Origin of the sequence: Candidatus Pseudothioglobus sp. Uisw_050_01 (genome assembly GCF_048085775.1) — a bacterium.
In the GTDB taxonomy this organism is placed as follows: Bacteria; Pseudomonadota; Gammaproteobacteria; order PS1; family Pseudothioglobaceae; genus Pseudothioglobus.
The window spans coordinates 25,956-52,444 of sequence record NZ_CP159804.1 but is presented as its reverse complement, the minus strand read 5'-3'; the positions used below and the strand labels follow the sequence as shown (position 1 = coordinate 52,444).

Below are 26,489 nucleotides of genomic sequence, written 5' to 3'. Positions count from 1 at the left end.
ATACTTTATACTAATTAACCAAATGAGTATTATAAGCTATCTTGAAAAAAAATAATAAACGCACATCTACAAATACCCCCATAAATAATCCGCGCTCAAAGATTGCAAGTGAGTCAATTTTTATACTGCTCTTAACACTTGGTGTCGTTTTCCTTATTTCACTTGTGACATATTCACCCGATGAAGATCCATGGACTGGGGGAGCGCAACTAGTTAAACCAGTTATAAATAGTGCAGGAATGTTTGGTGCTTATCTGAGTGATATAAGCATCGGAGTTCTAGGCTATGTCTCTTATATCATCCCAATAGCTTTAATTTGGCTTGGGTATAACTTTCATAGAGATGCAAATAAAGAGCGCAGCAGTCAGATTACCTTCTTGCTTCGATTGACTGCGTTTCTCGTCATGCTTTTTTTTACAGCAGCACTAGCGCATCAATTTGCGCCAGAGATAAAAATTATTGAGGGCCTTAAAGATACATTTTTAGCGGGCGGATGGATTGGAATGTCTATGCACGATCTGGTGTTTTATGAAATTTTTGGCAGCTCATCTACAATAATATATATTAGCATTATTTTTGTTAGCTTTAGTATTGCCTCGAGCGCGTCATGGAGAAACATAAGCACATCCCTTTTCAAAAAAACCTTTAATAGGGATAAAAAAACTGCAGACAATAACAGCAGTTTAAGGACCAAACCTGAAATTATCAGCCCTACTCCAGCTGCTGTAGAGAAACCTCAAAAAACTGAGAAAACAGAGAAACCTCAAAAAACTGAGAAAACAGAGAACCCTCAAAAAACTGAGAAAAAAGAGAACCCTAAAAAAGAACAGGGCAGCAATCTATACAAATCAGGAATGTCAGGCGGGCTCCCAAGCCTTTCACTCTTAGATGATGTTAGTAATTCTGGTTTAGGCTACACAGACGAGTTCCTTGTTGAAATGGGCCAACAAGTTGAAATTAAATTAAAGGATTTTGGCTTTGACGTAACAATAACTGCCGTAACTCCAGGTCCTGTAGTGACTCAATTTGAAATCTCGCTTGCTCCAGGAATTAAAGTTAGCCAGATCATGAACCTTAACAAAGACCTAGCTAGGGCGCTGCTTGTAGAAAGTGTTCGCATAGTCGATGTGATTCCAGGCAAACCGGTTATTGGCCTTGAAATTCCAAACAACAATAGAGAAATGATTGGACTTAAAGAAATCCTTTCAAGTGAAGTATTCACAAAAGCTAAGTCAACGCTTTCCATGGGGCTTGGTAAAGATATCAATGGATTGCCGATTGTTGTTGATCTTGCGAAAATGCCGCATCTTTTAGTTGCGGGCGCTACGGGAATGGGTAAATCAGTTGGCCTTAATGCAATTATTCTTAGCATCCTCTATAAGGCTTCACCAGAGCAAGTAAGGTTTATCATGATTGATCCAAAAATCGTTGAGCTTGCTTCCTATGCAGACATTCCGCACCTTCTTACTCCTGTTGTTACCAATATGAATGAAGCTGCAAGTGCGCTTTGGTGGTGTGTCAATGAGATGGAAAGGCGCTACAGTCTTTTGGCCAAGTTTAGCGTTAGAAACATCGAGTCATTTAATGAAAAGCAGCGCCGTGCTCAAGAGTCTGGAAAACCTTTGTTAGACCCTTCATTTAATCCAGATAACGCAAAAGAAGGTGAAAAGCATCCAGAGCTTGAATCGCTCCCCCTTATCGTTATAGTTATTGATGAGTATGCCGATATGCTTGGCGCTCTTGCACAGGAAGACCGCGCTAAGTCTAAGCGAGTTGAGGGCCTTATTGTTCGAATTGCTCAAAAGGCTCGAGCAGCTGGAATTCACCTTATTGTTGCAACGCAGCGCCCTAGTGTTGACGTTATAACTGGTCTAATTAAATCCAATATACCAACAAGAGTGTCTTTTAAAGTTTCATCAAAGACAGACTCGAGAACTATTCTGGATCAGTCAGGTGCTGAACAGCTACTTGGAATGGGTGATATGCTTTATATGGCGCCAGGCATGACTCACCTTACCAGGGTTCATGGAGCATTTGTAGAGGACAGCGAAATTCTACGAGTCGTGAAGCACCTTAAGAAAAACTCGAGCCCTAACTACTTAGAGGGTGTTCTTAAAGCAAAAACTGAAGCTATCAGTAATAAAGATTCTGGACAATCCTCTGGCGAACTAGATCCACTTTTTGATGAAGCAGTGCAAATTGTCACCTCAACAAGAAGGGCCTCAATCTCCAGTCTGCAAAGAAGAATGCGAATTGGCTATAACCGCGCTGCAAGAATTATCGAAGACATGGAGTCCAGTGGAATCGTTAGCTCTATGAATAGCGCCGGAAATAGAGATGTTTTGGCGCCAGAGCCTATTGATCCAGATGAGGCTTAGCCGCTTGGGCATAGGCTAGGATTCCAAAATTCATCTTCAATTTTTCCCATAGAGAAAATTAATCCCACAATATCAGTAAACGAGAACTTCTCGATATCACCAACAGCAATAATATACTGACCTGTATTAGAGTTATTAAATACTCTTATGTAATAAGTTCCAGCTTTAAACACTCGATCTGAAAGAAAGCTTTCTCCCACTTCTGGACCATTCCAATACCACTGTTTTCCATACTCTTCATACCAAGGTGTCCACTCAAAGTTTTCGCCATCGGCCATAAATAACGGATGGAAATCGGAGTCTAGAACCTCAAAAGAAAATTTTTCTTCTAGCGTGCACTCTCCAATCTTCGCGGCCAGAATACCTGCATAAAAGTTAAAATCAGTTTCAGACTCAATTCGATAAAAATGAGGCTCCCCAGTAAGTGTTGAATAAATAGCTTTTGAAATTTCAGGCTCTTCAATTTCATAGGGTGCGTCGGCAGGATAGCTTGAATTTTCATTCATTACTGGCTTATGGGCAATTGAATAGCTAGAAAAGATTAGTAGTGCTACAAAGGTCAGAATTTTTTTCATAATTTCTATAGTTTTTTTGTAAGATTAGATAATAGGCTTAAAGAACCCTTATTACTCATAAAATATTTATGGTTTTTTTTGAAATATAGTTTTTTTAATTATCATTTAGATGAATTAATTTATAAGATTAGTGACGGCCATTAACCGAAATTAACCTTGACCTGGCATTTTTGATACTATATAGTGTTGTTAGCCGGCGAAAATTATAGTAGCTGGTTTTTTTATTGAAAATTTATCGCGCCTTATCTTAGGCGTTTATTAAGGAGAAAAAAATGAAAAAGACTTTAAAAATTGTTTTGTCATTCATGCTCATTGGTATTTTTTCATCAGCTTTCGCTAATTCCATTAAATGGTCGATGCCTGGTGATTCTTTAACACTTGATCCGCATGCACAAAACGAAGGACCAACACACATGGTTTCTCGTCAAATATATGAGGGCTTAGTAACTCCAGGTATTAATATGGAAATACTTCCTCAGCTTGCAGAGTCATGGGTCGCAACAGCAGACGATACTTGGATATTTAACATTCGTAGGGGTGTTATGTTTCATGATGGATCATCTTTAACAGCAGGTGATATTGCTTTTAGTATCAATAGAGCAAGAACTGCTCCATCTGATATGGTTGATTTAATTAAAAGTATTACATCCGCAACAGCGCTTAATGACCACACTGTTGAAATAAAAACTGATGGACCAAATCCGATTCTGTTAAACGAATTAACTCAGATATTTGTAATGTCTGAAGCTTGGGCAAAAGCAAATAATTGTGAAGCTTCATATAATTGGGATGCAGGTGAGACATCGTATTGCGCATCTAATGCAAATGGAACTGGACCATTTGAAATTACTTTCAGAGAGCAGGACGTAAGAACTGTTTTTGAAAAAAATAACAACTGGTGGGGAAATCATTACGCACATAACATAGATAAAATTGAATTACTTCCAATTAAGAATGATGCAACAAGAGTTGCAGCACTTCTTTCTGGAGAGATTGATTACACTAATGTTGTCCCTGTTCAAGATATTAAAAGAATCAACTCTTCTTCAGGTCATAGTGTGAAAATGACTCCTCAAAATAGAACTATTTTCTTTGGTATGGATCAAGGTTCAGCTGAATTGAATTCATCTAATATTAAAGGAAAAAATCCTTTTGCAGATAAAAGAGTTCGTCTAGCAATGTACCATGCTTTAGATATGGATGCTATTCAAGATAAGGTAATGAGAGGGCAAAGTGTCCCTGCAGGAATTATTACTGCTCCTGGTGTTAATGGACACACAGCAGCTCGTGATGAAAGAATGGCTTATGATCCTGAGACATCAAAAAAGCTTTTAGCTGAAGCTGGATATCCTGATGGGTTTGAGGTCACATTGGATTGTCCTAATGATCGTTATATCAACGATGAAGCAATTTGTGTAGCAGCTATTGGTATGTTTGCAAAAATTGGTGTTACAGTAAATCTTGATGCAAAAACTAAGAGTCAGCATTTCTCTGAAGTAAAAGAGGGTGATGCTAATGGTATGACTAGTGACATGTATATGCTAGGTTGGGGTGTCCCAACTTTTGACAGTCACTATGTATATTCATACTTGTTTGAAAGCTCTGGAAGCTGGAATAAAGTAAATTTCAGTAACGCTAGAGTCGACGAATTAGTTGCGGCAATGGGTGTTGAAACAAACTTGGATGAAAGAGATGCTATGATTGCTGAAGCTTGGGATATTACTCAAGACGACGTAACATATCTTCCTTTACATCACCAAGTTGTTAATCAAGCAGCAAAAAGTAATGTCGATGTTCCAATTAGGATGAACAACGAACCATTATTTAGATTTGCAAATGTAAACTAAAAAAGTTATATTTTTCTGGTCAGTTATCTGGCCAGAAAAACATTTCAAGTTGATGTAACATAAACGTCCTTTACATCACCAAGTTCTCCATGTTTATCTATTTCTTTAAAAGACTCTTACAATCTGTTCTTGTAATGATTGTTGTGGCTTTTGTTTCCTTTTCTTTATTCAATTTTGTTGGTGACCCTGTCAATAGCATGACTGGAATAGACGCCTCATACGAAAGACAAGCAGAGGTTAGAGAGATTCTAGGATTAAATGATCCAGTCTATATTCAATTTTCAAGATTTTTAGGTAATGTTATTCAAGGCGATTTCGGCATATCTTATCAACTAAAAAGAGAGGTTTCAGATTTAATTGCTGAAAGAATGCCAGCTACTCTCGAATTAGTATTTGTATCTGCTATTCTGGCAATAGTATCAGGCGTCATTTTAGGGGTTTATACAGGAATCCATAGAGACAGCTTTATTTCAAATATCATCCTTGTTGTTTCACTTGTTGGTGTTTCTCTTCCTACATTCATTATAGGAATACTATTAATTTACCTATTTTCTGTAATACTGGGAATTCTTCCTTCTTTTGGAAGGGGTGAAGTTGTAGAGTTAGGTTTTTGGGCAACAGGTTTTTTAACTGCTTCTGGACTTAAGGCATTAATATTACCTTCAATCACATTAAGTTTATTTCAAATGACATATATCATCAGATTGGTTCGTGCAGAAATGATGGAAATACTTCAAACGGATTATATTAAATTTGCTAGAGCTAGAGGTATCAAAGAAAATACTATCAATTATAAGCATGCTCTTAAAAACGGCTTAATACCAGTAATTACTATTACCGGTATTAATATTGGAACCTTAATAGCCTTTTCAATTATTACAGAAACTGTTTTCCAATGGCCTGGGATGGGCCTACTATTTATTAACGCAGTATACTTTGTTGATATACCGATAATGTCGGCCTACATGATTATGGTTGCCTTTATTTTTGTTATGATAAATTTCATTGTTGATATCACCTATTATTTTATCGACCCAAGAATAAGACTTAAGGAAGAGGCAAGCTAGAGATGTTAAAAAAAACCTTTAATAAAATTTATGATACCGATATAGGGTATAGCTTTTTTAACTCAAAAATTGCAGTTATCTCTACTACTATTTTATTCATTATTTTACTTTGTTCAGTTTTTGCTGGAGTAGTTTCCCCCTACAACCCTTTTGATCCAGCTTCAGTCTCATTAATGGATGCATTTACCCCGCCTTCATGGTCTGAGGGTGGAAGCTCTAGCTTTATTCTTGGAACAGATCAACAGGGAAGAGACATGTTCTCAACAATTATCTATGGATCAAGAATTTCATTAATCGTCGGATTTGCATCAATACTTTTTGCGATGACACTTGGAGTATTCCTTGGTGTTACTGCTGGCTATATAGGTGGTAAATATGAGATAGTTGTCATGCGAATTACAGATGTCCAATTAACAATACCAAGCATTCTAATGGCTCTACTCGTAAATGGTATCGCAAAATCATTCGTTTCACAATCGATGCATAGTGACATGGCAATTTACGTGTTAATTTTTGCGATTGGTATCTCTGAATGGCCACAGTTCGCTAGAGTTTCTAGAGCGTCTACTTTGGTTGAAAAAAATAAAGAATATGTTTCGGCTTCGAGAATTATAGGACTATCAAACATTCTAATTATGTTTAAACATATCTTACCAAACATACTTAGGCCTCTCTTAGTGATTGCTACAATCGGATTGGCTCTTGCAATAATCACAGAATCTACATTAAGTTTTTTAGGCGTAGGGGTGCCGCCCACCACACCTTCACTAGGGACATTAATTAGATTTGGAAATAGTTTTTTATTTTCAGGTGAATGGTGGATTACATTTTTCCCAGCTATCTTTTTAATCGTTTTAGCTTTATCTATTAACCTATTGGGAGATTGGATGAGAGACGCCTTAAATCCAAAATTAAAAATAAGATGAGTTTTTTAGAGGTTAAAAATTTAAATATTAGCTATCCAACTAGAAAAGAAACAATTGTTGCTAGTAAAGATGTTGAGTTCACATTGGAAAGGGGTGAAATATTAGGCATAGTTGGTGAATCTGGCTCTGGAAAATCTACCATTGCAAATGCCATCATAAATTTAATTGATCCGCCAGGAGAAATAACAAGTGGATCAATTAAAATTGATAATTATGAATTAAGAGATAACGAAGAGCTCATTCAAAAAATTAGAGGAAAGAAAATTGGATTTGTTTTTCAAGATCCTCAAACATCCTTAAATCCATTATTTAAAATAAAAGATCAATTAATTGAAACTATTCAAACACATCTAAATTTAAACTATCAAGATGCATTGAAAAAATCGATTCAACTCTTAGAAGAAGTTGGAATAGATAACGCTGAAAAAAGAATTGAAGATTATCCTCATCAATTTAGTGGAGGAATGCGTCAAAGGGTTGTTATTGCTTTAGCAATAAGTTGTGAGCCGGATTTAATTATAGCTGATGAACCAACAACTGCTCTAGATGTAAGTATTCAATATCAAATACTAGAACTACTTAAAGATCTTACTAAAAAAAGAAATTTAGGTGTAATTATTATTACGCATGATATGGGTGTTATTGCTGAGACAACAGATAAAGTTATTGTTATGAGACATGGGCTTATTGTTGAGCAAGGTGATACTAAAGAATTGTTAACGAACCCTAAATCTAATGAGGCTAGAAGCTTAGTTATTTCTGTGCCGCCCACAAATAAAAAAATTGATAGATTCAGACTTATTAGTCCTGATGGAAAAGAAATTACATCTGATTCTAAAAATTTAACAAAAAAAATCATTAAGACTTGGGGAGTTAGAGAAAAAAATAAAGATAAAAAAGTTTTACAACTAGCAGGTGTTACTAAAATTTTTGATGATAAATCTTTGATAAGTAATTTTTCATTTGGATCAAAAAATGAGTCTACTAATATAGTAGAGAAGGCAGTTGATAATGTATCTTTTGAGCTTTTTGAAGGCGAAACTCTAGGTTTAGTTGGTGAATCTGGTTCAGGAAAATCAACAATAGCAAAAATAATTACAGGTCTTGTAAGGCCAAGTAATGGAGAAATTTTTTATAATGATATCTCACTTTATAATTTGAAAAGAAAATATCAAATTGATAAGAGTAGGGGCCAAATTCAGATGATATTTCAAGATCCATATTCATCTTTAAATCCAAGATTTAAAGTAAGAGACATAATATCTGAACCAATAAAGCTTTTTCAAAAAAATATTAATAAGAATGAGCTCACGCAAAATCTTTACGATTTGATAGATATTGTTGGAATGTCAAGACAGTCATTGGATCGATATCCTCATGAATTTTCTGGAGGGCAAAGACAAAGAATATCAATTGCCAGGGCTTTAGCCACAAGACCAAGCTTATTAATTTGTGATGAGCCTACTTCTGCTTTGGATGTGAGCATACAGGCACAAGTATTAAATCTTTTAAAAGATATTCAAGATGAGCTTCACCTTACTATGTTGTTTATTAGTCATGATCTTCCTGTAATTAGACAAATGTGTAATAGGATTGTAGTTCTTAAAAATGGAAGTATTTGTGAAACAAAAGAATCTGAGGAATTATTTAATAATCCAGAGCACCAATACACTAAAGAACTTATTAGACTAATGCCTAAAATTGAATCTATAATTTAATTTATTTATAAATTTATTAGAAAAGCTTATGCAACAAAAAATAAACTCTGTGCGCACTCGCATGAAGGATAACAATGTTGATTTAATTGCCCTTGGTCCTGGCACCCATATGAAATGGTTGTTAGGCTTCAACCCCTCTCCTGATGAAAGACCTTGTATGTTATTGATGGGATTGGAAAATGATGCCTTCCTTATGCCGTCAGTAAATGCAGAGGATGCAATGAAGCGCTCTGATATTAAAATGTTTAGCTGGAAAGATGAAAACGGTCCCGAAGAAGCACTAGATGAGGCTCTCTCTTATACCGGCTCATCAAATGCAAAACATATTGCTATAGATGAAGCAATGCGCTCTCACTTTGCTTTAATACTTATCGACGCCTTACCAAAACCGACCTATGAGTTTACTAATTCTACTATTGGCGCACTTAGGATGCGCAAAGATAATGATGAGTACTCTAATCTTAAAGAGAATGCGCTAATCGATGATCGAGCAATGAAAGCTGGTTTTGCAGCAATTAAAGAAGGTGTGACTGAGCTTGAAATTGGTGAAGCAATAAATAAACACTTTATCTCAGAAGGCGCTAAACCTCAATTTTGCATTGTGGGATCTGGCCCAAATGGTGCTTTCCCGCATCATCATACTGGAAACAGAAAAGTAGAAAATGGTGATGTAGTATTGATTGATATCGGTGGTCGAAAAGGAACCTTCCCAAGTGACATGACACGCATGTCGGTAGTGGGAGAACCACCAAAAGATTATCTTGAAGTTCATGCGATTGTAGAGCGTGCAGTGCAAGCAGCTATGGCAGCTGCGAAACCAGGCGTGATGGCAAAAGAAGTTGACGCTGCTGCCAGAGATGTCATTACTGAAGCAGGTTATGGGGAATTCTTTGTTCACCGCTTAGGTCATGGGCTTGGTATTGACATTCACGAGCCACCTTATATAACTGCAACATCCGAAGTAATTCTTGATGAAGGAATGGTATTCTCAGTTGAGCCAGGAATTTACCTTCAAGGCAGATTTGGAGTTAGACTTGAAGAGATTGTAATCCTAAGATCTGAGGGACCCGAAATTCTTTCGGAACTGACTCGAGAAACAAACTTTATAACGTAGCCAAAAAGCGCAATAAAAACATCTGCAACACATTGAAAAATGTGTATTATTTCGCTTTTATTTAATGCGAATTAGTGTCTATGAAAAAAGAATTTAGTTTTGGAACCCAGGTGAGGAAGTCTCCATATTTTGATGCGACAGTGCGCTGGGGAGCACAGGGATTTTCAGTCTACAATCATATGTATATTCCTAGAGACTTTGGTGATCCAGTACAAAACTTCTGGAATCTTGTGAATGAGGCCATTCTTTGTGATGTTGCAGTTGAGCGTCAAGTTGAAATAACGGGCCCAGATGCTGCTAAATTTGTACAATTACTAACACCTCGAAACCTTTCTGAGTGTGCTGTTGGGCAGTGCAAGTATGTACTTATTACTGATGAAAATGGTGGCGTATTAAATGACCCCGTACTCTTAAGGCTTGGTGAAAATCACTTCTGGCTATCTTTGGCTGATAGCGATATTTTGATGTGGGCCAAAGGTGTCGCCGTCAACTCTGGCCTAGATGTTAATTTAGGTGAGCCTGATGTATCGCCGCTTCAGCTTCAAGGTCCTAAGTCAGGCAATATTGCAAAAGCAATCTTTGGTGAAAGAATAGATAGCCTTAAATATTACTGGCTAGAAGAGTTTGAACTGAATGGGATCCCATTAATCATTTCCAGAACAGGCTGGTCAAGTGAGTTAGGTTATGAAATATACCTACGTGATGGCTCTCGAGGAAATGAACTCTGGGACCACATCATGGAAATTGGCAAACCAATGGGGCTGGTTCCCGGACATACTTCAACAATAAGAAGAATTGAGGGAGGTATGCTTTCTTACCAGGCAGATATGGACTACACTGTAAATCCATTTGAGCTTGGATTAGGTCGACTCGTTGACCTTGAAATGGATGCAGACTTTATTGGAAAAGATGCACTTAAAAAAATTCAATCTGAGGGAGTTAAGCGAAGACAAGTTGGTGTAGAAATCTCATGCCCACCTCTTCAGCATCCCAATACCAGCTACTGGCCAATTTTTATAGATTCAAGTGAGGTTGGCTACATAACGTCAGCAGTTTACTCGCCTAGGCTTGACAAAAATATTGCACTTGCTATTATAGATGTTGACTATTCGGCTATAGATATGGTTGCAGAAACTCGAACGTCAGAGGGAAATCATCCTATTAAAGTTGTGCAAAAACCATTCTATGACCCTAAGAAAAAAATTACTTCAGCGTCTTAAACCGATCAAAATTATTTAGGAGAAAGTTTATGTCTGAACTATCTATCAAACTTAATTGGAAGAGAAAAGAAGAAGAACTCTCTCCTGGAAAATTTTCTAGCGAACATGAAGTTTCATACAATGATCATTACATGGTTAAGGCTGACACTGCTCCTGACTGGGGTGGCTCAGCTGAAAACACCAATCCTGAACAAGCTCTAGCTGCCTCATTAAGCAGCTGTCATATGATGACTTTTTTAGCTCTTTCAGCAAAAACAAAGTGGCCTGTATTATCCTATGAAGATCATGCAATTGCACACCTAGGCAAGAATGATAAGAAGCAAATGATTGTAAATAAAATAGATCTGCATCCAAAAGTATCCTTTGACCATGGTTTTGAAGTTAGTCATGAAGAATTAGAAAAGATGCACGACAGAGCTCACAGATATTGCTTCATTGCAAATACTCTAGACTCTGGCGTAGAAGTTAACATAAACATTTAAAAAAATTTAAAGCGTATATGCTAATATAAGGCTTATTTTATGAGCAACAAGGAAAGTCCTATCGAATCAATACTGCTTGAAGAATTTACTGATAATGGCGTCTTTCGCTTAACACTAAACGATGCCAAACGAAGAAATGCTTTGTCTGAAGAGATGATGACTGCAATGACTCTGTCTCTTAATCACGCCTCAAAAGATGGAAAGACCAGAGTAATCATAATTGCTGCTAACGGCCCAGCATTTTGCTCTGGTCATGACTTAAAACAAATGTCTGCTGGAAGAAGTGCTGATGATGATGGGCTCGAATACTTCACAAAAGTTTTTTCATCCTGCTCTGCCCTCATGCAGCTAATTGTCAATCATCCTAAGCCAATCATTGCTGAGGTTGCTGGAGTGGCAGCTGCAGCTGGCTGCCAGCTTGTCGCGTGTTGTGACCTAGCTGTTGGCGGAGAATCCTCACGATATATTACGCCAGGCGTCAATATTGGTCTTTTTTGCTCAACTCCTATGGTCGCGCTATCTCGAAACATATCCAATAAAGCAGCGATGGAAATGCTATTAACTGGAGAAATGGTGGATGCAAATAAAGCAGAGCGCATTGGCCTTATCAATCGCGTTGTAAACGATAAAAATTTAACTATAAGCGCTATGGAGCTTGCTGAAGTGATTGCCTCAAAATCAAGTATGACTTTAAAAACTGGCAAGCAAGCTTTCTACAATCAGAAAGATATGTCTATTTCTGATGCTTACGATTATGCATCAAAAGTAATGGTCGATAATATGCTGACACTTGATGCAAAAGAGGGCATTAATGCATTTCTAGAAAAACGTCAGCCTAAATGGCAAGATGAATAGTCATAACGATTATGGGCAATCCTTACAACACTGATTTAGATCGAAATCCAGCTAACTATCAGCCTCTAACGCCAATTACTTTTCTTGAAAGAGCGGCGTCAGTATTTCCAGACTACACAGCAATAATTCATGGGTCCATAAAGCGAAGCTATAGTGAGTTCTATCAGCGCTCTTGTCAGCTTGCATCTGCGCTTTCAAAAAAAGGGATTAATCGCGGTGATACTGTATCAGTAATTCTTGCAAATACTCCTGCAATGCTCGAGTCGCATTATGGCGTTCCAATGTGTGGGGCTGTTTTACATAGTATAAATACGCGACTTGATGCCGCAAAAATTGCCTACCAAATTGATCATGCTAATACTAAAGTGCTGATTGTGGATCGTGAGTTTATTAGCACTATTCGATCTGCATTAGAACTATCTAAGGTAAATCCGATTTTAATTGACTATAGTGACAGTGAATTTCCAATAATTGACTCCCTAAGTGGAGCAGTTGAATACGAGTCTTTTTTATCTGGTGGAGACCCTGGGTTTGATTGGCTTATGCCCGAAGATGAGTGGGATGCAATATCACTAAATTATACCTCTGGAACTACAGGAAACCCGAAAGGAGTTGTTTCTCATCATCGCGGTGCTTACCTATTAGCTCAAGGCAATGCGCTCATTGCCTCAATTAATAAACACGCGGTCTATCTTTGGACGCTGCCTATGTTCCACTGCAACGGCTGGTGCTTTCCTTGGACAATGTCTGCAATAATTGGAACACATGTTTGTTTAAGATACGTCAAACCTGAACCGATTTGGGACGCCTTGTCCGATTATAAAGTAACTCACTTATGTGGGGCTCCAATTGTTATGTCAACAATTCTTTCACTAGAAAATAGTAAAAGGCGTTTGCTTGAAAACAGAGTTGAGTTCTTTACCGCTGCAGCACCACCTCCTGAGAAAACACTTACTGAAATGAACGTATCAGGCTTTAATGTCACTCATCTATATGGCCTCTCTGAAACCTATGGCCCTGCAGTTGTTAATGAATGGCACCAAGAATGGAATGACCTTAATAAGGAAAAACAAGCTTCACTAAAAGCCCGTCAAGGCGTGCGTTATCTGCCACTAGAATCTCTTGATGTTGTTAATCCAAAAACCATGAAACCTGTTCCTCATGACGGAAAGACTATTGGTGAAGTAATGTTTAGGGGTAATGTAGTCATGAAGGGTTATTTAAAAAATAAAAAGGCGTCTGAAGAATCATTTGCAGGCGGATGGTTTCACTCAGGTGACTTAGCGGTCATTCATAATGATGGCTACATTCAGCTTAAGGATCGCTCAAAGGACATTATTATCTCTGGCGGTGAAAATATATCCTCAATTGAAATAGAAGAGGTATTACATAAGCACCCTGCTGTTAATGCAGCAGCAGTTGTAGCAATGCCCCATGAAAAATGGGGCGAGTCCCCTTGTGCATTTATAGAACTTAACAAAAACCAGAAAGCCTCAGAAGAGGAACTTGGTCAATGGTGCCGTGACAACATGGCTTCATTTAAATTACCACGTAAATTTATTTTTGAGGCCATTCCAAAAACCTCAACTGGAAAAGTACAAAAATTCATTTTACGAGAACGAGTAAAAAATTAACAATAAAAAAGCGGTCATTTAGACCGCTTAATACTTATTTATTGGTGCCGAAGGCCGGACTCGAACTGGCGACCTACTGATTACAAATCAGTTGCACTACCAACTGTGCTACTTCGGCTTAGTGGGAAATTATACAGTAAGCTTTTTTATTTAAAGAATGTTTTATACCATCAAAATTTGATTATTTTTTGCGCTGCTTTATCGCAATATGAATTCCTATTATTGCAAGAACAAGGGCCATCAAAAACCATTGAACAGCATACCCTATATGCTTTTCAATACTTCCAGTGTAAGGCGCCCATTTTCTAATGAAACCATTAGAGGCAGACGCATCTAACAAGCCAATGACACTTGAAAAATCAACCTTGGCTCTATCAGCCATATCTTGTAGGTCGATCGATTGGATTAGGACTGGAAATTGAATACCAACTTCACTTGGCTTGAGCTCCATTCTCTTAATTGGTTTTGAGATCTGTACCTTTATTTCTCTAGTCTCTTGTCCAATAACTATATCTGCTAATTTATCTCTACGCCCGTTCCATGGAATAAAACCTCGATTAATTAAGATAGCTTTTGACTGGCCTTCTAGGGCATAAGGAGTTAGAACATAATAGCCTGAAACTTGATCAACAATTTGATTGTCATAGATAAACTGCTTATCACTTAAGTATTTTCCTTGAAGTCGAACCTCATAGTACTCTTTATTTTGAAGGCCTTCTTCTTCCTTGATAAGTTCAACGCTGCCAGTATTCGCCAGCTTTATTGAGGTCTCAATACTGCGTTTGTCATCGGCGCGGTCCAGCTGCCAAAAACCGAGGGATACTAAGAATGCAAAGGTCGCAGTTATTAGAATCGAAGGCAGAATAAAACGTAAGCTCATTATTGGGTTGGCAGCAGGTTAAAGTTATTAGGCTCTATCCATCCAATATAATTAGCAAATAGTAAAAAGACAAACAAGAAAACTGAAAGAATAATCCTCATTCTTAGCGCTTTAAACATTTTGTCAGAACCTTCTCTGCCGCCTTTAAGTAAGCCAATAACAGCAGCGCCTAAAAAGAAAAATATTAATACAATTATAGCTATTACAAAATAATCCATAGTTTTCCTACATTAATTGAAAAAAAAGACCCCAACGAAGGGGCCTTTTACAAAACCATATATTCGTAATTATATCCAGTATACGAATATGAATAGCCCTAGCCATACTACGTCAACAAAATGCCAATACCAAGCAACGCCTTCAAAGGCGAAATGATTCTCCAAATTGAAGTGTCCTTTTTGAATACGATAAAGAATGACTGTCAGCATAATCACGCCAATGGTTACGTGGAAACCATGGAATCCTGTCAGCAAGTAAAACGTTGATCCATAAATTCCAGAAGTTAGCTTTAATCCATCGTGGTAGGCATGTCCATACTCAGTAATTTGGAAGCCCAGGAACACAACCCCTAGCGCAATTGTTGCTAGCATCCAAGCCATCAATGCATTTCTATGGCCAGCCCTTAAAGCGTGATGAGCATAAGTTAAAGTGACACCTGAAGTTAAAAGAAGTCCCGTATTTAGCGCTGGAAGTCCCCAAGTATCTACTAATTTAAAGTTAGTAGCAAAAGTAACGCCGTTCTGCCCTACTTCACCAGGAGTAGTAATAAGAGGCCAAGCTGATTTAAAGCCCTCCCACAACTCTGGCGTATAAATATTGTTGTACTCGCCACCAAGCCAAGGCACACTCAAAACTCTTGCGTATAAAAGAGCACCAAAGAAGGCTGCGAAAAACATTACCTCAGAAAAGATAAACCAACTCATTCCCCATCGAAAAGATTTGTCAACTTGTGAATTGTAGAGTCCGCCAATACTCTCACTGACAACTGTTCCAATCCATCCAAATAACATAAATGCAATTATTGCAAAACCCAAAACCATCACAGGCCAGCCCCAACTTACATCATGCATTTGGTTCGCAAACCCTACAAATAAAGTTGAAACACCAATTGATCCAATAATCGGCCAGTAGGTACCATGAGGTACATAATATTTTTCGTTACTCATTTTTCTTCCCCTTTCTTAACTATCTAACTTATAAAAATTATAGGACAAACTAACATCTTTGATCCACTCATCCATTTCAGGCTCAATTACAAATCGAAGCGTCATTTCGACCTCTTCATTAGGTTGAAACGCCTGCTTTACAAAACAAAAACACTCTAGCTTTTTAAAGTGAAGAGCCGCATCTGTAGGTGCAACACTTGGAATTGCTTGGCCATAAATTATTTCATCGGTCGTATTTTTAGCAATGTAGCTGGTAGTATAAAACTTTCCAGGTATGACTTCCATCGAGCTTACTTTCGGCGCAAACTGAACTGGGAAGCCAGGAGTCGTTGCCGCAAAAAAACTAACACTCACCAATCTCTCTTCATTTACTTGATACTGCTTTTCTGTTTCTACTCTACCAGTCTTTCCATTAAAACCTGTTATGTCGCACAGCACATCATATAAAGGCACCATCGCGTAGGCAAAAAAGAACATCAAGATTGGAACGGAAACTAGCTTTATCCAAAAACTTTTCGTAATTTTTTTTCTTTCCACGTCAGGAGTTAAGGGCAATGGTTAGCGCATATAGACCTATTGCAACAACAGCAACTATCAATGCAGTCATACCAACAGCTCTATTGTTTTTTTTATCTATCATTAATTACTCTGAGACTCTGCCAAAATTTCTGCTCTTGTTGGCGGAACGTCAAACGTATGATAAGCAATTGGTGATGCTAAAGTCCACTCTAGGCCTTTAGCGCTTTCCCAAGGTCTTGCGTCTGCTGGCTTACCATTACGGATGCAATTTACAACAATGTAAGTAAGCAATAAGAATGACAGTCCAAAAGAAAATGCACCAATTGAAGAGATAAAGTTAAAGTCAGCAAACTGAAGTGAGTAGTCAGGAATACGACGCGGCATTCCAGCAAGTCCCAAGAAGTGTTGAGGGAAGAACGTTACATTAACCGAGATAAGCGCCCACCAGAAATGAAATTTAGCAAGGGGCTCGTTGTACATCTTTCCTGTCCACTTAGGAAGCCAGTAAAATACTGCTGCAATGATTCCCCATAGGGCTCCAGTTACAAGAACATAATGAAAATGAGCAACTACAAAATAAGTATCGTGGTACTGAATATCGGCTGGAGCGATGCCAAGCATTAGCCCAGAAAAACCACCAATCGTAAATAAAAATACAAACGCAAGCGCCCAAAGCATTGGGGTTTCAAAGCTCAAAGAGCCCTTCCACATCGTGGCAACCCAGTTAAAAACTTTTACTCCAGTAGGGACTGCAATTAACATTGTTGCGTACATAAAGTAAAGCTCGCCTGCCACAGGCATTCCCGTTAAGAACATATGATGAGCCCATACTATGTATGACAAAAATGCAATCGATGCAGTTGCATAAACCATTGAAGAGTAGCCAAAAAGAGGCTTCCTAGCAAAGGTTGGAATAATATGAGAGATGATACCAAAGGCTGGCAAAATCATAATATAGACCTCTGGATGACCAAAGAACCAAAAAATATGCTGGAACATTACTGGATCGCCGCCGCCCGCCGCATCAAAAAATGCTGTGCCAAAGTTTCGATCCGTCAGCATCATCGTAACAGCTCCTGCTAGAACTGGCATTGCACCAATTAATAAAAACGATGTGATTAACCATGTCCATACAAAAAGTGGCATGTCCATTAATCGCATTTCTGGGGCCTTCATATTAAGAACCGTAGCAATAATGTTAATCGCTCCCATAATTGAAGAAAATCCTAGTAAGTGAATTGCAAAAATGAAGAAGTCAGTTGAGTCTGGAGCAAAGGTCGTTGAAAGTGGTGCGTAAAAAGTCCAGCCAAAAGCAGGCGCTCCACCCTCCATAAAGAACGTACTCAAAAGAATTGCTCCTGCAAACGGCAAGATCCAAAAGCTCCAATTATTCATTCTTGGCAGAGCCATATCAGGCGCTCCTACCATCAAAGGAATAAGCCAGTTTGCCAAACCAACAAAGGCCGGCATAATCGCTCCAAAAACCATAATTAAACCATGCATTGTAGTCAGCTGATTATAAAACTGTGGTTCAAATAATTGCAAACCAGGCTGTAAAAGCTCTGCTCGAATTCCCATTGCAAGTGAACCGCCTATCAGAAGCATTGCAAATGCAAACCACATATATAGCGTTCCAATATCTTTATGATTGGTTGTTTTAACCCATCTTAGAAGTCCTTTTTCAGGGCCATGACCGTGATCATCGTATGCTGCCGTTGTAGTTGAGCTCATATATTTCTCCTTAAATTAACGTGCAGATGTAACATCTGAAGGTTGAACAACTGATCCATTATTACCAAAAGATCTTCTTTCGTATGTTATTACTGCAGCTATGTCAGAATCACTTAACGCCTTAAATGAAGGCATTCTTCCGACCACTCCATTTATAACTAGATTAAGTTGGTATGCTGCTGGGCCATTGGCTACCTCTGATCCAATCATTGCAGGAAAGACACCAGGAATACCAGTGCCGTCTTTTTGATGGCAGCCCGAACAGTTTGCGTTGTATACAGTTTCTCCCTTAGCAACAAGATCTGCCTCAGTCCAAACTTGAGTAGCGCTTGCAAGTTCAGCAACTTTTTCAGCCTGCATACTTTCAACCCACTCAGCGTAGTCAGCTTTAGAAACAACATCAACAACAATAGGCATAAACCCATGGCCTTTTCCGCACAGCTCAGCGCATTGACCTCTATAAGTTCCAATTATGTTGGGTTTTGCCCATGCATCATTTATAAATCCTGGGTTTGCATCCTGCTTAAGGCCAAACGCTGGAACCCACCAGTTATGAATTACATCATTTGATGTAATCAAAAAACGAATTGTTGTATCTACTGGAACGACTAAACGCTTATCAACGTCGCGAAGGTAGCCACCGTCTTTGTGAACAGCTTCACGCTCTTCAGGTGTCCCCTTGATAACATCCATAGACGATTGTGCGAGATTAGAAGCAAAGCTTATGCCCTCTTCAGGATAGTCATATTGCCACTTCCACCTTACTCCAGTTACCTTTATAGTCATATCAGCCTTATCCAGAACCTCAATGTCAATAAGTGTTTTTGAAGCTGGGATAGCCATTGCGATTAGAATCAAAACTGGTATTCCTGTCCATAAAAACTCTACTGTCGTGCTCTCATGAAAGTTAGAAGCCTTGGCTCCTTTTGACTTTCTGTGTGCAATAATTGAATAAAACATTGCGCCAAAAACAACAACACCAATACCGACACAAACCCAAAATACCATCATGTGAAGGCCCCAAATATCGTTACTAATATCTGTAACGCCTTTGGTCATATTGAATGTGTATTCTGCCAAGACAGACTTGGAGCTTAAAAGTGCAGTAAATGCGCCGGTAAGTTTAAACAATAATTTCATAGAATCTCCGAATTAAATCTTTGTATAGCTATATTATTAATTAGATATATAGCTCTTAAATATGCAATTTCAATTTTCAAATAAAAAATGCAATCAAATGATACCTGTTTATCGTCTTTTTACCAAGTAAAAATTCACCTTTATTCTCAATATTGGTTGAACTTTTTTCGCTTGCCACTCTAGCTTTAAAAAAGAAAGACTAAAAGATTGAAAATGCAATCAATACCCATATATATTATCAAGAAATAAAAAATAATTAACGTAATTTTTCAAAATTTAACTTGCTTCAATTAAAATATCTCTCTGACTAAACTAATTACCGACTATGTTCAATAAAACCATTAATATTTCCTTAATCTTAGCTCTTATAGTTGTCATTCTTGGGGCCTATACTCGACTTGCAGATGCAGGACTTGGCTGCCCAGATTGGCCAGGATGTTATGGTGAGTTATTAGTTCCAGATGTTATTTCGAGTGAATATGAAAGGCCCCTTGATGTTGCTAAAGCATGGAAAGAAATGGTTCATAGGTACGCCGCCTCAATACTAGGACTTTCAATACTTGTTATATTTTTACTGGCAGTATTTCGTAAAACCAAAAGAGAGCAATCTATTAAGCTTCCCACAGCTTTACTTTTACTGGTTGGTTTTCAAGGCGCGCTTGGAATGTGGACTGTTACCGAACAGGTTCACCCAGGCATAGTTACCATGCATTTGTTTGGGGGCTTCTCAACAACCACTTTGTTATTTTGGCTTTTTTTGAATCAGCGTCCACAACCAAAAATTGGGCAGCCTGTTTTAAAACGCCATAAATTAATGCTCATCATAGTAACGGCTTTACTGATATTCCAAATATTTCTGGGCGGCTGGACAAGTACTAACTATGCAGCACTTTCTTGTGGTGAATATTTTCCTACTTGTTTGGGTGAGATGTGGCCTGAAGATATGGACTTTAAAAATGCCTATTATTGGGGTGAGCTTGGAGTCGATTATGAATTTGGAATTTTGGAAAATCAAACTAGAACTGCTATTCAGATGGTTCACAGAGTTGGAGCGATAGTTGTTACTGTAGCGATACTTTCATTATGTTTTGTTTTAGAGAATTATCCTACACTAAGGCGGAATATTATTGTAGTTTTAGGCCTCTTATCGGCCCAAGTTGCACTTGGTATTATCAATGTTGTTATGTCTTTACCAATGTTTGCTGCGGTTATGCACAACGCAGTTGCTCTTTTTCTTTTATTAAGTTTGATAAGCCTCGCACATAGAATGTTTAATCAAAATACTGCCTCATAATATGAACAAAACTACCCAAGTATCTTTACTTTTGGTAGTTACAATTGCGGTTATGGCTACTTTTTTTTATGGTGGTGGTAAGCCAAATATGCAGGATCTCAAAAAATCTGTTGCCCCTGCAGCATCTTTATATCCTGAGGCAAAGTCTGTTTCAGAGAAGCTAAACTTTATTAATGATGGGTCAATAGTGACGCACTTATCAGATGTGTCTCAAGGAAAATGGGTGCTATTATATTTTGGCTACACATCATGTCCAGACGTTTGCCCAATAGACCTTTCAAAGATCAGTCTGACATACCAGTTGATGGAAAATCAAACGAAACTTCAAGTTGTTTTTATATCAGTAGACCCTATGCGTGATATTGGAAAGCTTGATCAGTTTGCAGGCGCCTTTAACCCTACATTTTTAGGTTTGACCGCTCATCAAGATGAGCTATTGTCAATTAGCAGCTCGTTAGGGGTTTATCATGAAGTAGTTGAGTCACAAAAATTAGCGCTGGAAGATCATAGCAATCATAATCATGGTGATCACTATGACATTGATCATACAAGCAGCTACTTACTTTTCAACCCAGAATTAAAGCTCACAGCTTTGTTGACAAGTCCTCATGAGCCTATAGAAATGGCAAAGGCAATTGATATAATTATCGAAAATCTAAGGTAATACAAGCCTAACTGCAAATAGAATAGTTCCAATAAAAAGTGCGGTCATAATAATTCCAACGATAACGTAAGGCCAAGGACCAGTTTTCTCCGTAGACTCAAAATCTTGCGCTAAATGTTTCTTTTTTCCAACCCCAATCATTGCAGAAGCTACCGCCCTAAAAACTTGTAATAAAGACCCCATTACTAAGAAGAAACTCCAAAGGTCATCAAAAGATAGTGATCAAGTAGTAGTGCTAAAAACAAAACCATTAAATAATTAATCGAGAATTTAAAGGTTTTAAATGCAATGTGAGGATTTTCAGGCTCTATAAAAATCTTTATAGAATAGCCTAAAAATAGTACGCCTAGCGTCGCAGCAGAAACTAAGTAAATTAAACCGCTCATACCTGTCAAGTAAGGCAGCAGGGCAACCAAAAATAATAGCACTGTATATAAAAGAATTTGTACTCGAGTGAATTCAAGGCCATGAGTAACTGGAAGCATTGGTATTTCAGCTTTTTTATATTCCTCTCGCCTATGAATTGCTAACGCCCAAAAGTGCGGAGGCGTCCAAATAAAGACAATTAAAAAAAGCAAAAGTGCATATTCAATTCCTTGAGAACCTGCTATAGAGGTCCATCCAAGAACTGGAGGCGCAGCGCCTGCAGCGCCACCAATAACTATATTTTGAGGCGTAGCCCTCTTTAAATACATTGTATAAAAAACAGCGTAGCCAATCAAAGAAATAAGCGTCAAAATTGCAGTCAATAAGTTAACATAAATTACCAATAATGAAATGCCCACAATGCCTAAAAAGAACCCCCATATCAGCGCTTGGTTTCGCGTTACTCTGCCCTCAGGCAAGGGGCGTCGATCGGTACGAGACATCTTTGTATCAATTTTTTCATCGACCACGTGATTAAAAACTGCAGCGGACATTGCGGCTAATGATATTCCTGCAGAAGCGACAACAATTAGAAAGAGATTAGGAAGGTATGGCACTGCTAGCAGCATTCCAACAACAGCTGTAAGCAAAATCAGCGAGACAACTTTCAGCTTACAAAGCCCCAAGAGGTCTCTAAGAGAGGGAAGACTGCCCATTAGCCTATCCTTGAATATTTAAGTAGGCGCTTAAGATCCTTTAGCACAAACTTAATGTTGATCTCTTTTGAGTTGTAATACAGCATAAAGTTACCAATTGGATCAATTAAAAAAATTGAGTTTTCTGGAAACTCTGCAAGCTTGGCAGCTAACTTTTTATTAATAACTCTAGCTATAAGTAAGTTTTCATCGCTAACCATAGGCAGCGAACCATCTTTAGTAATCAAAACTCTTTGAATTCTTCGCATGTCCATGTTTATGAGGGTGCGAATCGTTTTAATATCTGCTACAGCCTGTTCACAGATGCTATCACAGTTTTTGGAAGCGTATGCAAGCGTCCAAAAGCCATTAAATGTGGCATCGTCTTCAAATTCAATATCGGCTTTTTCAGTTGTTATAACTGGGCGAATAAGCTCACCATAGTTAACTGTATTCTGACTGAAATAAGTCGGATTCAAATAAAAAAATAAAGTACCAATGGCTATGGGCAGAATAAATATCGATAACAATACCCAAAAATCTTTTTTTACTGTCATTTGTTCCCTAGAGTCAAAACTGCGTAATGATACGCTTATGAACTTAAAAACTCAACCAGCTAAAGCCTAACTTCTATGCCATTTTCTCGCATTGCTTTTTTAGCTTCTTCTACAGTAAACTCTCCAAAGTGAAAGATGCTAGCAGCAAGAACTGCATCAGCTCCGCCATCAATAATGCCCTCAGATAAGTGTGCTAAATTACCAACCCCACCAGAGGCAATCAAAGGAACGTCAACCGCGTCAGAAACTGCCTTAGTTAGCTCAAGATCAAATCCATCTTTAGTGCCGTCCCTGTCCATTGATGTTAGAAGAATTTCTCCAGCACCATTTTCTCCTTCTGTCATTTTTACGGCCCAATCTATGGCATTAATACCTGTAGGTTTTCGCCCTCCATGGGTGAATATTTCCCATTTCAGTGGATTAGAGGACACTCGCTTTGCATCAATAGCTATAACGATACACTGCGAGCCAAATATAGCGCAAAGCTCATTAATAAGTTTTGGGTTAAAAATTGCAGCAGAGTTAACTGCAACTTTATCAGCGCCCGCCATTAACATTGCTCGAACATCATCAGCCTTTCGAATGCCGCCACCAACAGTGAGCGGAATAAAGACCTGATTAGCAATCCTCTCAACCATTCCTATCGTGGTGTTTCTTCCTTCATGTGATGCCGTAATATCTAGAAATGTTATTTCGTCAGCACCTTCATTATCATAACGCTTTGCCACCTCAACCGGATCCCCAGCATCTTTAATATCAATAAACTTGACGCCTTTGACAACTCTCCCGTCGCAGACATCTAAGCATGGGATTATTCTTTTTGCTAAGCTCATGAAGCATTATTTTACCGCATAAACCTAGTCAGATTTTTTAGTGCATTATCATAATGATAGTACCAAGCCCCATCAATGGATACTTTGGATTAGGTTTTGAAGACCCTAATAGGTATAATTGCGCTCCATGACTGAAAAAAAACTAGGCTCATTTAAAGACGAAAAACTACCTCCCCAGCATATAGCAATCATTATGGATGGAAATGGAAGATGGGCAAAATCGAAGCACCTTCCTCGCTCAAGTGGCCACCAAAAAGGAGTTCAAAGTGTTAGAAAAATTGTTAAGCATTGTGGTCAGTTGGGTGTTAATACATTAACTCTATTTGCCTTTAGTAGTGAAAACTTAAATCGTTCTAGTGAAGAAGTTGGGCTTTTATTCAAGCTTTTTTTAACTGTTTTGAAAAATGAAACAACGAAACTAAACGATAACAATATTAAGCTTAAAATTATAGGAGATCTTTCCGTTTTTACTCCTGAAATACAGCGGCTAGCTGTTGACGCAGAAAAACAGCTCAAAAATAATAATGGCCTCAATCTTGTTATAGCTGCAAACTATGGTGGTCAGTGGGATATCGCAGAATCTGCCAAAAAAATTGCTATTAAGTCTGTCAACGGAGAAATCGATCCTGAAAAAATCGATGCTTCCCTTTTCCGCGCGCACTCTTCTCTCGCAGATTTCCCTAAAGTAGACCTGTTAATTAGAACAAGCGGAGAAGTAAGGATAAGCAACTTCTTGCTGTGGGAGATTGCTTATAGTGAACTATATTTCTGTAACACCTTGTGGCCCGACTTTGATGAGCATGAACTAGATGCTGCCATAGAGGCATTTCACTTGAGAGAGCGACGATTTGGAAAGCGAAATGGTGAAAAATAATGCTTCTTAAGAGAATCTTAACGGCCTCTATTGTTGCGCCAATTGCAGTTTTTGGTATCTTGGTGTTGACTCAAACTAGCTTTGCATTAGCCGTTGCTTTAATTCTTATTATTAGTTCTTGGGAGTACTGCAATCTAATTCAAATAAAGCATTTAGCAGGCAAGGCTCTTTATGCTTTAATTATATTACTGGCAACCTATTTTCTAAGTAATGCGCCTTCAAATTTAGCTGTCTTATATGCCGCTGCAATTTGGTGGTTAATCGCCTTAGTTTGGGTAGTAAAATTTCCAAAAGGCTCTCGCCTACTGAGAAAAAATTTATTAGTTAAGCTAGTCAACGGTTTGTTTATTTTTGTGCCAATGGCAATCGCATTAATGGCACTGCACTTGTTAGACCCCATGCTAGTCTTGTTTCTTTTGATTTTAATCTGGGCGGCAGATATCGGCGCTTATTTTGCAGGTAAGCTTTTTGGTAAAACTAAGTTGTGTCCAAGTGTTAGCCCTGGAAAAACACTTGAAGGAGTGTTTGGTGGGGCTGCTCTTGCTCAAGTAGTTGCTATTTCATACGTATATGTTTCAGTCCAAGCGCCGTTATTGAGTGATTTTTTAATATTTAGTTTTATAGCCCTGGTGATTTCACTTGTGTCAGTTCTTGGTGACTTATTTGAGAGCATTTTAAAGCGCATTGCAGAAGTAAAAGATAGTGGTAATATCCTTCCTGGGCACGGCGGAATGTTTGATAGAATAGATAGCTTAACATCGTCTGCTCCAATATTTTTTCTTTTAATTGCGGTCTTGCTATGAAAAATGTAGCTATTTTAGGGGCAACGGGCTCAATTGGACTAAACACACTAGCTGTTATGTCACTTCATCCAGAAAAATATAACGTCTTTGCCTTAACGGCAAACAATAGCTGGAGGGAAATGGAAAAGCTTTGCATTAAGCATATGCCAAAATTTGTAGTAATGGCTAATGAAGGTGCTGCAGAGAGCTTAAGAAAAGTTGTGCCAGAAGGGGTTATCGTATTACAAGGTGAGGGCGCTTTAAATGATATAGCCTCTCATAAAAATACAGATTTTGTTATGGCGGCAATAGTTGGAAGCGCTGGACTATCCTCAACTTTTGCAGCGGTGACCTCAGGAAAAAGAGTTATGCTTGCAAATAAGGAGTCTCTAGTCCTAGGTGGTAATTTATTAGTTGCTGCCGCCAAAGAGTCTGGGGCAGAATTAATCCCTGTAGACTCAGAACATAGCGCAATATTTCAATGCCTCCAAGGTGGCAAACAGGGCCTTAATAAAATACAGTTAACTGCATCAGGCGGTCCTTTTCTAAAAACACCAATAGCAGAACTTAATAAAGCAACCCCAAAACAGGCCTGCGCGCACCCAAAATGGAAAATGGGCCAAAAAATATCAGTTGACTCTGCTACCATGATGAACAAAGGCCTGGAGGTAATTGAAGCTCACTTCCTATTTCAACTTTCGTCTTCTAAAATCGAGGTAGTAATTCATCCCCAAAGTATTATTCACTCGTTTGTTTATTTTAATGACGGCAGTGTGTTATCCCAACTTGGGCTGCCAGACATGAGAAGCGCAATATCTTATGCATTATCCTATCCAAGCCGTCAAACTTCTGGTGTTGAAGAGCTTGATCTTACCAAGCAAACATCACTAGAATTTTTATCACCCGATATGGATAGGTTCAAGTGCCTAGGACTAGCATATGATGCTTTAGAACAAGGGCAGAGTTCCCCTGGAACGCTTAATGCTGCAAATGAGGTTGCTGTAGACGCTTTTTTAAATAAAAAAATAGGGTTTCTAGACATTAGCAAAATTATAGAAAAAACCTTAGCTATAGCTCCTATTTCGAGGCTTGACACGCTTGCAAGTGTTGTGGAAAATGACTATCTTTCTCGTCAAATAGCTCGGTCTGTTATTGAGCCGAGTCTTTCATAA

General features: G+C 38.3%; 26 protein-coding genes and 1 tRNA gene. 15 read left to right on the top strand and 12 right to left on the bottom strand.

Annotation, left to right across the window (positions count from 1 at the left end):
• Positions 1–41 precede the first annotated feature (41 nt).
• Positions 42–2,378, top strand: a complete 2,337-nt coding sequence (locus ABXT51_RS00250) for a DNA translocase FtsK (protein WP_416695560.1) — start codon at positions 42–44, stop codon at positions 2,376–2,378.
• On the opposite strand, the gene ABXT51_RS00245 is transcribed toward ABXT51_RS00250, so the two are convergent.
• A complete protein-coding gene (locus ABXT51_RS00245) occupies positions 2,375–2,953 on the bottom strand; it encodes a hypothetical protein (protein ID WP_271537147.1) in 579 nt (192 codons plus the stop codon). The two genes, ABXT51_RS00250 and ABXT51_RS00245, sit on opposite strands and share 4 nt — an antisense overlap.
• A 272-nt stretch (positions 2,954–3,225) precedes the next feature.
• Here ABXT51_RS00245 and ABXT51_RS00240 point away from each other — a divergent pair, with 272 nt between their 5' ends.
• From ABXT51_RS00240 to ABXT51_RS00200, 9 genes are all read left to right on the top strand, one after another.
• A complete protein-coding gene (locus ABXT51_RS00240) occupies positions 3,226–4,800 on the top strand; it encodes an ABC transporter substrate-binding protein (RefSeq protein ID WP_416652153.1) in 1,575 nt (524 codons plus the stop codon).
• 89 nt (positions 4,801–4,889) lie between these two features.
• Positions 4,890–5,867, top strand: a complete 978-nt coding sequence (locus ABXT51_RS00235) for an ABC transporter permease (protein WP_271537149.1) — start codon at positions 4,890–4,892, stop codon at positions 5,865–5,867.
• Positions 5,868–5,869: 2 nt separating this feature from the next.
• Positions 5,870–6,793 carry an ABC transporter permease gene (locus tag ABXT51_RS00230; protein ID WP_271558763.1) on the top strand — a complete coding sequence of 308 codons (924 nt, stop codon included), beginning with the start codon at positions 5,870–5,872 and terminating at the stop codon, positions 6,791–6,793.
• Entirely contained in the window at positions 6,790–8,511 is a 1,722-nt protein-coding gene (locus tag ABXT51_RS00225; protein ID WP_416695558.1) for a dipeptide ABC transporter ATP-binding protein, read from the top strand. The genes ABXT51_RS00230 and ABXT51_RS00225 overlap by 4 nt, the downstream gene beginning before the upstream one ends.
• Before the next feature lie 28 nt (positions 8,512–8,539).
• The gene (locus ABXT51_RS00220; RefSeq protein ID WP_416652145.1) at positions 8,540–9,625 is read left to right on the top strand and encodes a M24 family metallopeptidase; all 1,086 of its coding nucleotides are present in this window, start codon (positions 8,540–8,542) and stop codon (positions 9,623–9,625) included.
• 80 nt (positions 9,626–9,705) lie between these two features.
• Positions 9,706–10,845: a glycine cleavage T C-terminal barrel domain-containing protein gene (locus ABXT51_RS00215; protein ID WP_416695556.1), complete on the top strand. Its 1,140-nt coding sequence runs from the start codon at positions 9,706–9,708 to the stop codon at positions 10,843–10,845.
• 29 nt (positions 10,846–10,874) lie between these two features.
• Positions 10,875–11,327, top strand: a complete 453-nt coding sequence (locus tag ABXT51_RS00210; RefSeq protein ID WP_416652140.1) for an OsmC family protein — start codon at positions 10,875–10,877, stop codon at positions 11,325–11,327.
• A 39-nt stretch (positions 11,328–11,366) separates the two neighbouring features.
• Positions 11,367–12,182, top strand: a complete 816-nt coding sequence (locus ABXT51_RS00205) for an enoyl-CoA hydratase (RefSeq protein WP_271558687.1) — start codon at positions 11,367–11,369, stop codon at positions 12,180–12,182.
• Positions 12,183–12,193: 11 nt separating this feature from the next.
• The gene (locus ABXT51_RS00200) at positions 12,194–13,816 is read left to right on the top strand and encodes an acyl-CoA synthetase (protein WP_416695554.1); all 1,623 of its coding nucleotides are present in this window, start codon (positions 12,194–12,196) and stop codon (positions 13,814–13,816) included.
• Between the two features lie 42 nt (positions 13,817–13,858).
• On the opposite strand, the gene ABXT51_RS00195 is transcribed toward ABXT51_RS00200, so the two are convergent.
• The 7 genes from ABXT51_RS00195 to coxB all read right to left on the bottom strand — a co-directional run bounded on the left by ABXT51_RS00195 (position 13,859) and on the right by coxB (position 19,252).
• Positions 13,859–13,934 (bottom strand) — tRNA-Thr (locus tag ABXT51_RS00195).
• 63 nt (positions 13,935–13,997) lie between these two features.
• Positions 13,998–14,696: an SURF1 family protein gene (locus ABXT51_RS00190; protein ID WP_416695552.1), complete on the bottom strand. Its 699-nt coding sequence runs from the start codon at positions 14,694–14,696 to the stop codon at positions 13,998–14,000.
• Positions 14,696–14,914, bottom strand: coding sequence for a DUF2909 domain-containing protein (locus ABXT51_RS00185; protein ID WP_271537156.1), 219 nt, complete (start codon positions 14,912–14,914; stop codon positions 14,696–14,698). The genes ABXT51_RS00190 and ABXT51_RS00185 overlap by 1 nt, the downstream gene beginning before the upstream one ends.
• A gap of 69 nt (positions 14,915–14,983) precedes the next feature.
• Positions 14,984–15,862 carry a cytochrome c oxidase subunit 3 gene (locus ABXT51_RS00180; RefSeq protein ID WP_271558684.1) on the bottom strand — a complete coding sequence of 293 codons (879 nt, stop codon included), beginning with the start codon at positions 15,860–15,862 and terminating at the stop codon, positions 14,984–14,986.
• A 15-nt stretch (positions 15,863–15,877) separates the two neighbouring features.
• Complete coding sequence (locus ABXT51_RS00175) at positions 15,878–16,399, bottom strand: cytochrome c oxidase assembly protein (protein WP_271537158.1); 522 nt, start codon at positions 16,397–16,399, stop codon at positions 15,878–15,880.
• Positions 16,400–16,501: 102 nt separating this feature from the next.
• A complete protein-coding gene (gene ctaD, locus ABXT51_RS00170) occupies positions 16,502–18,112 on the bottom strand; it encodes a cytochrome c oxidase subunit I (RefSeq protein ID WP_416678104.1) in 1,611 nt (536 codons plus the stop codon).
• Positions 18,113–18,127: 15 nt separating this feature from the next.
• Positions 18,128–19,252, bottom strand: coding sequence for a cytochrome c oxidase subunit II (coxB, locus tag ABXT51_RS00165; RefSeq protein WP_271558683.1), 1,125 nt, complete (start codon positions 19,250–19,252; stop codon positions 18,128–18,130).
• A 325-nt stretch (positions 19,253–19,577) separates the two neighbouring features.
• Here coxB and ABXT51_RS00160 point away from each other — a divergent pair, with 325 nt between their 5' ends.
• Positions 19,578–20,546 (top strand): COX15/CtaA family protein, encoded by a 969-nt coding sequence (locus ABXT51_RS00160; protein WP_416695550.1) that lies wholly within the window; start codon positions 19,578–19,580, stop codon positions 20,544–20,546.
• Position 20,547: 1 nt separating this feature from the next.
• Positions 20,548–21,210, top strand: a complete 663-nt coding sequence (locus ABXT51_RS00155; RefSeq protein ID WP_416695548.1) for an SCO family protein — start codon at positions 20,548–20,550, stop codon at positions 21,208–21,210.
• Here the strand turns inward: ABXT51_RS00155 and ABXT51_RS00150 are convergent.
• The 4 genes from ABXT51_RS00150 to hisF are packed head-to-tail and all read right to left on the bottom strand — an operon-like array spanning position 21,202 to position 23,661.
• The gene (locus ABXT51_RS00150) at positions 21,202–21,393 is read right to left on the bottom strand and encodes a DUF2970 domain-containing protein (protein WP_271537166.1); all 192 of its coding nucleotides are present in this window, start codon (positions 21,391–21,393) and stop codon (positions 21,202–21,204) included. The two genes, ABXT51_RS00155 and ABXT51_RS00150, sit on opposite strands and share 9 nt — an antisense overlap.
• A gap of 2 nt (positions 21,394–21,395) precedes the next feature.
• Positions 21,396–22,292 carry a heme o synthase gene (gene cyoE / locus ABXT51_RS00145; protein ID WP_416695546.1) on the bottom strand — a complete coding sequence of 299 codons (897 nt, stop codon included), beginning with the start codon at positions 22,290–22,292 and terminating at the stop codon, positions 21,396–21,398.
• On the bottom strand, positions 22,292–22,828 hold the full coding sequence (locus tag ABXT51_RS00140) for a hypothetical protein (protein WP_416695544.1): 537 nt from the start codon (positions 22,826–22,828) through the stop codon (positions 22,292–22,294). The genes cyoE and ABXT51_RS00140 overlap by 1 nt, the downstream gene beginning before the upstream one ends.
• A 59-nt stretch (positions 22,829–22,887) precedes the next feature.
• Positions 22,888–23,661, bottom strand: a complete 774-nt coding sequence (gene hisF / locus ABXT51_RS00135) for an imidazole glycerol phosphate synthase subunit HisF (RefSeq protein ID WP_416695542.1) — start codon at positions 23,659–23,661, stop codon at positions 22,888–22,890.
• A 127-nt stretch (positions 23,662–23,788) separates the two neighbouring features.
• Between hisF and uppS the strand changes: the two genes are divergently transcribed.
• Genes uppS through dxr form a run of 3 tightly spaced genes read left to right on the top strand, consistent with a single transcriptional unit; the run spans position 23,789 to position 26,489 of the window.
• Positions 23,789–24,535, top strand: a complete 747-nt coding sequence (gene uppS, locus ABXT51_RS00130) for a polyprenyl diphosphate synthase (RefSeq protein ID WP_416695540.1) — start codon at positions 23,789–23,791, stop codon at positions 24,533–24,535.
• Positions 24,535–25,338 (top strand): phosphatidate cytidylyltransferase, encoded by an 804-nt coding sequence (locus tag ABXT51_RS00125; protein WP_416695538.1) that lies wholly within the window; start codon positions 24,535–24,537, stop codon positions 25,336–25,338. The genes uppS and ABXT51_RS00125 overlap by 1 nt, the downstream gene beginning before the upstream one ends.
• The gene (dxr, locus tag ABXT51_RS00120) at positions 25,335–26,489 is read left to right on the top strand and encodes a 1-deoxy-D-xylulose-5-phosphate reductoisomerase (protein ID WP_416695536.1); all 1,155 of its coding nucleotides are present in this window, start codon (positions 25,335–25,337) and stop codon (positions 26,487–26,489) included. The genes ABXT51_RS00125 and dxr overlap by 4 nt, the downstream gene beginning before the upstream one ends.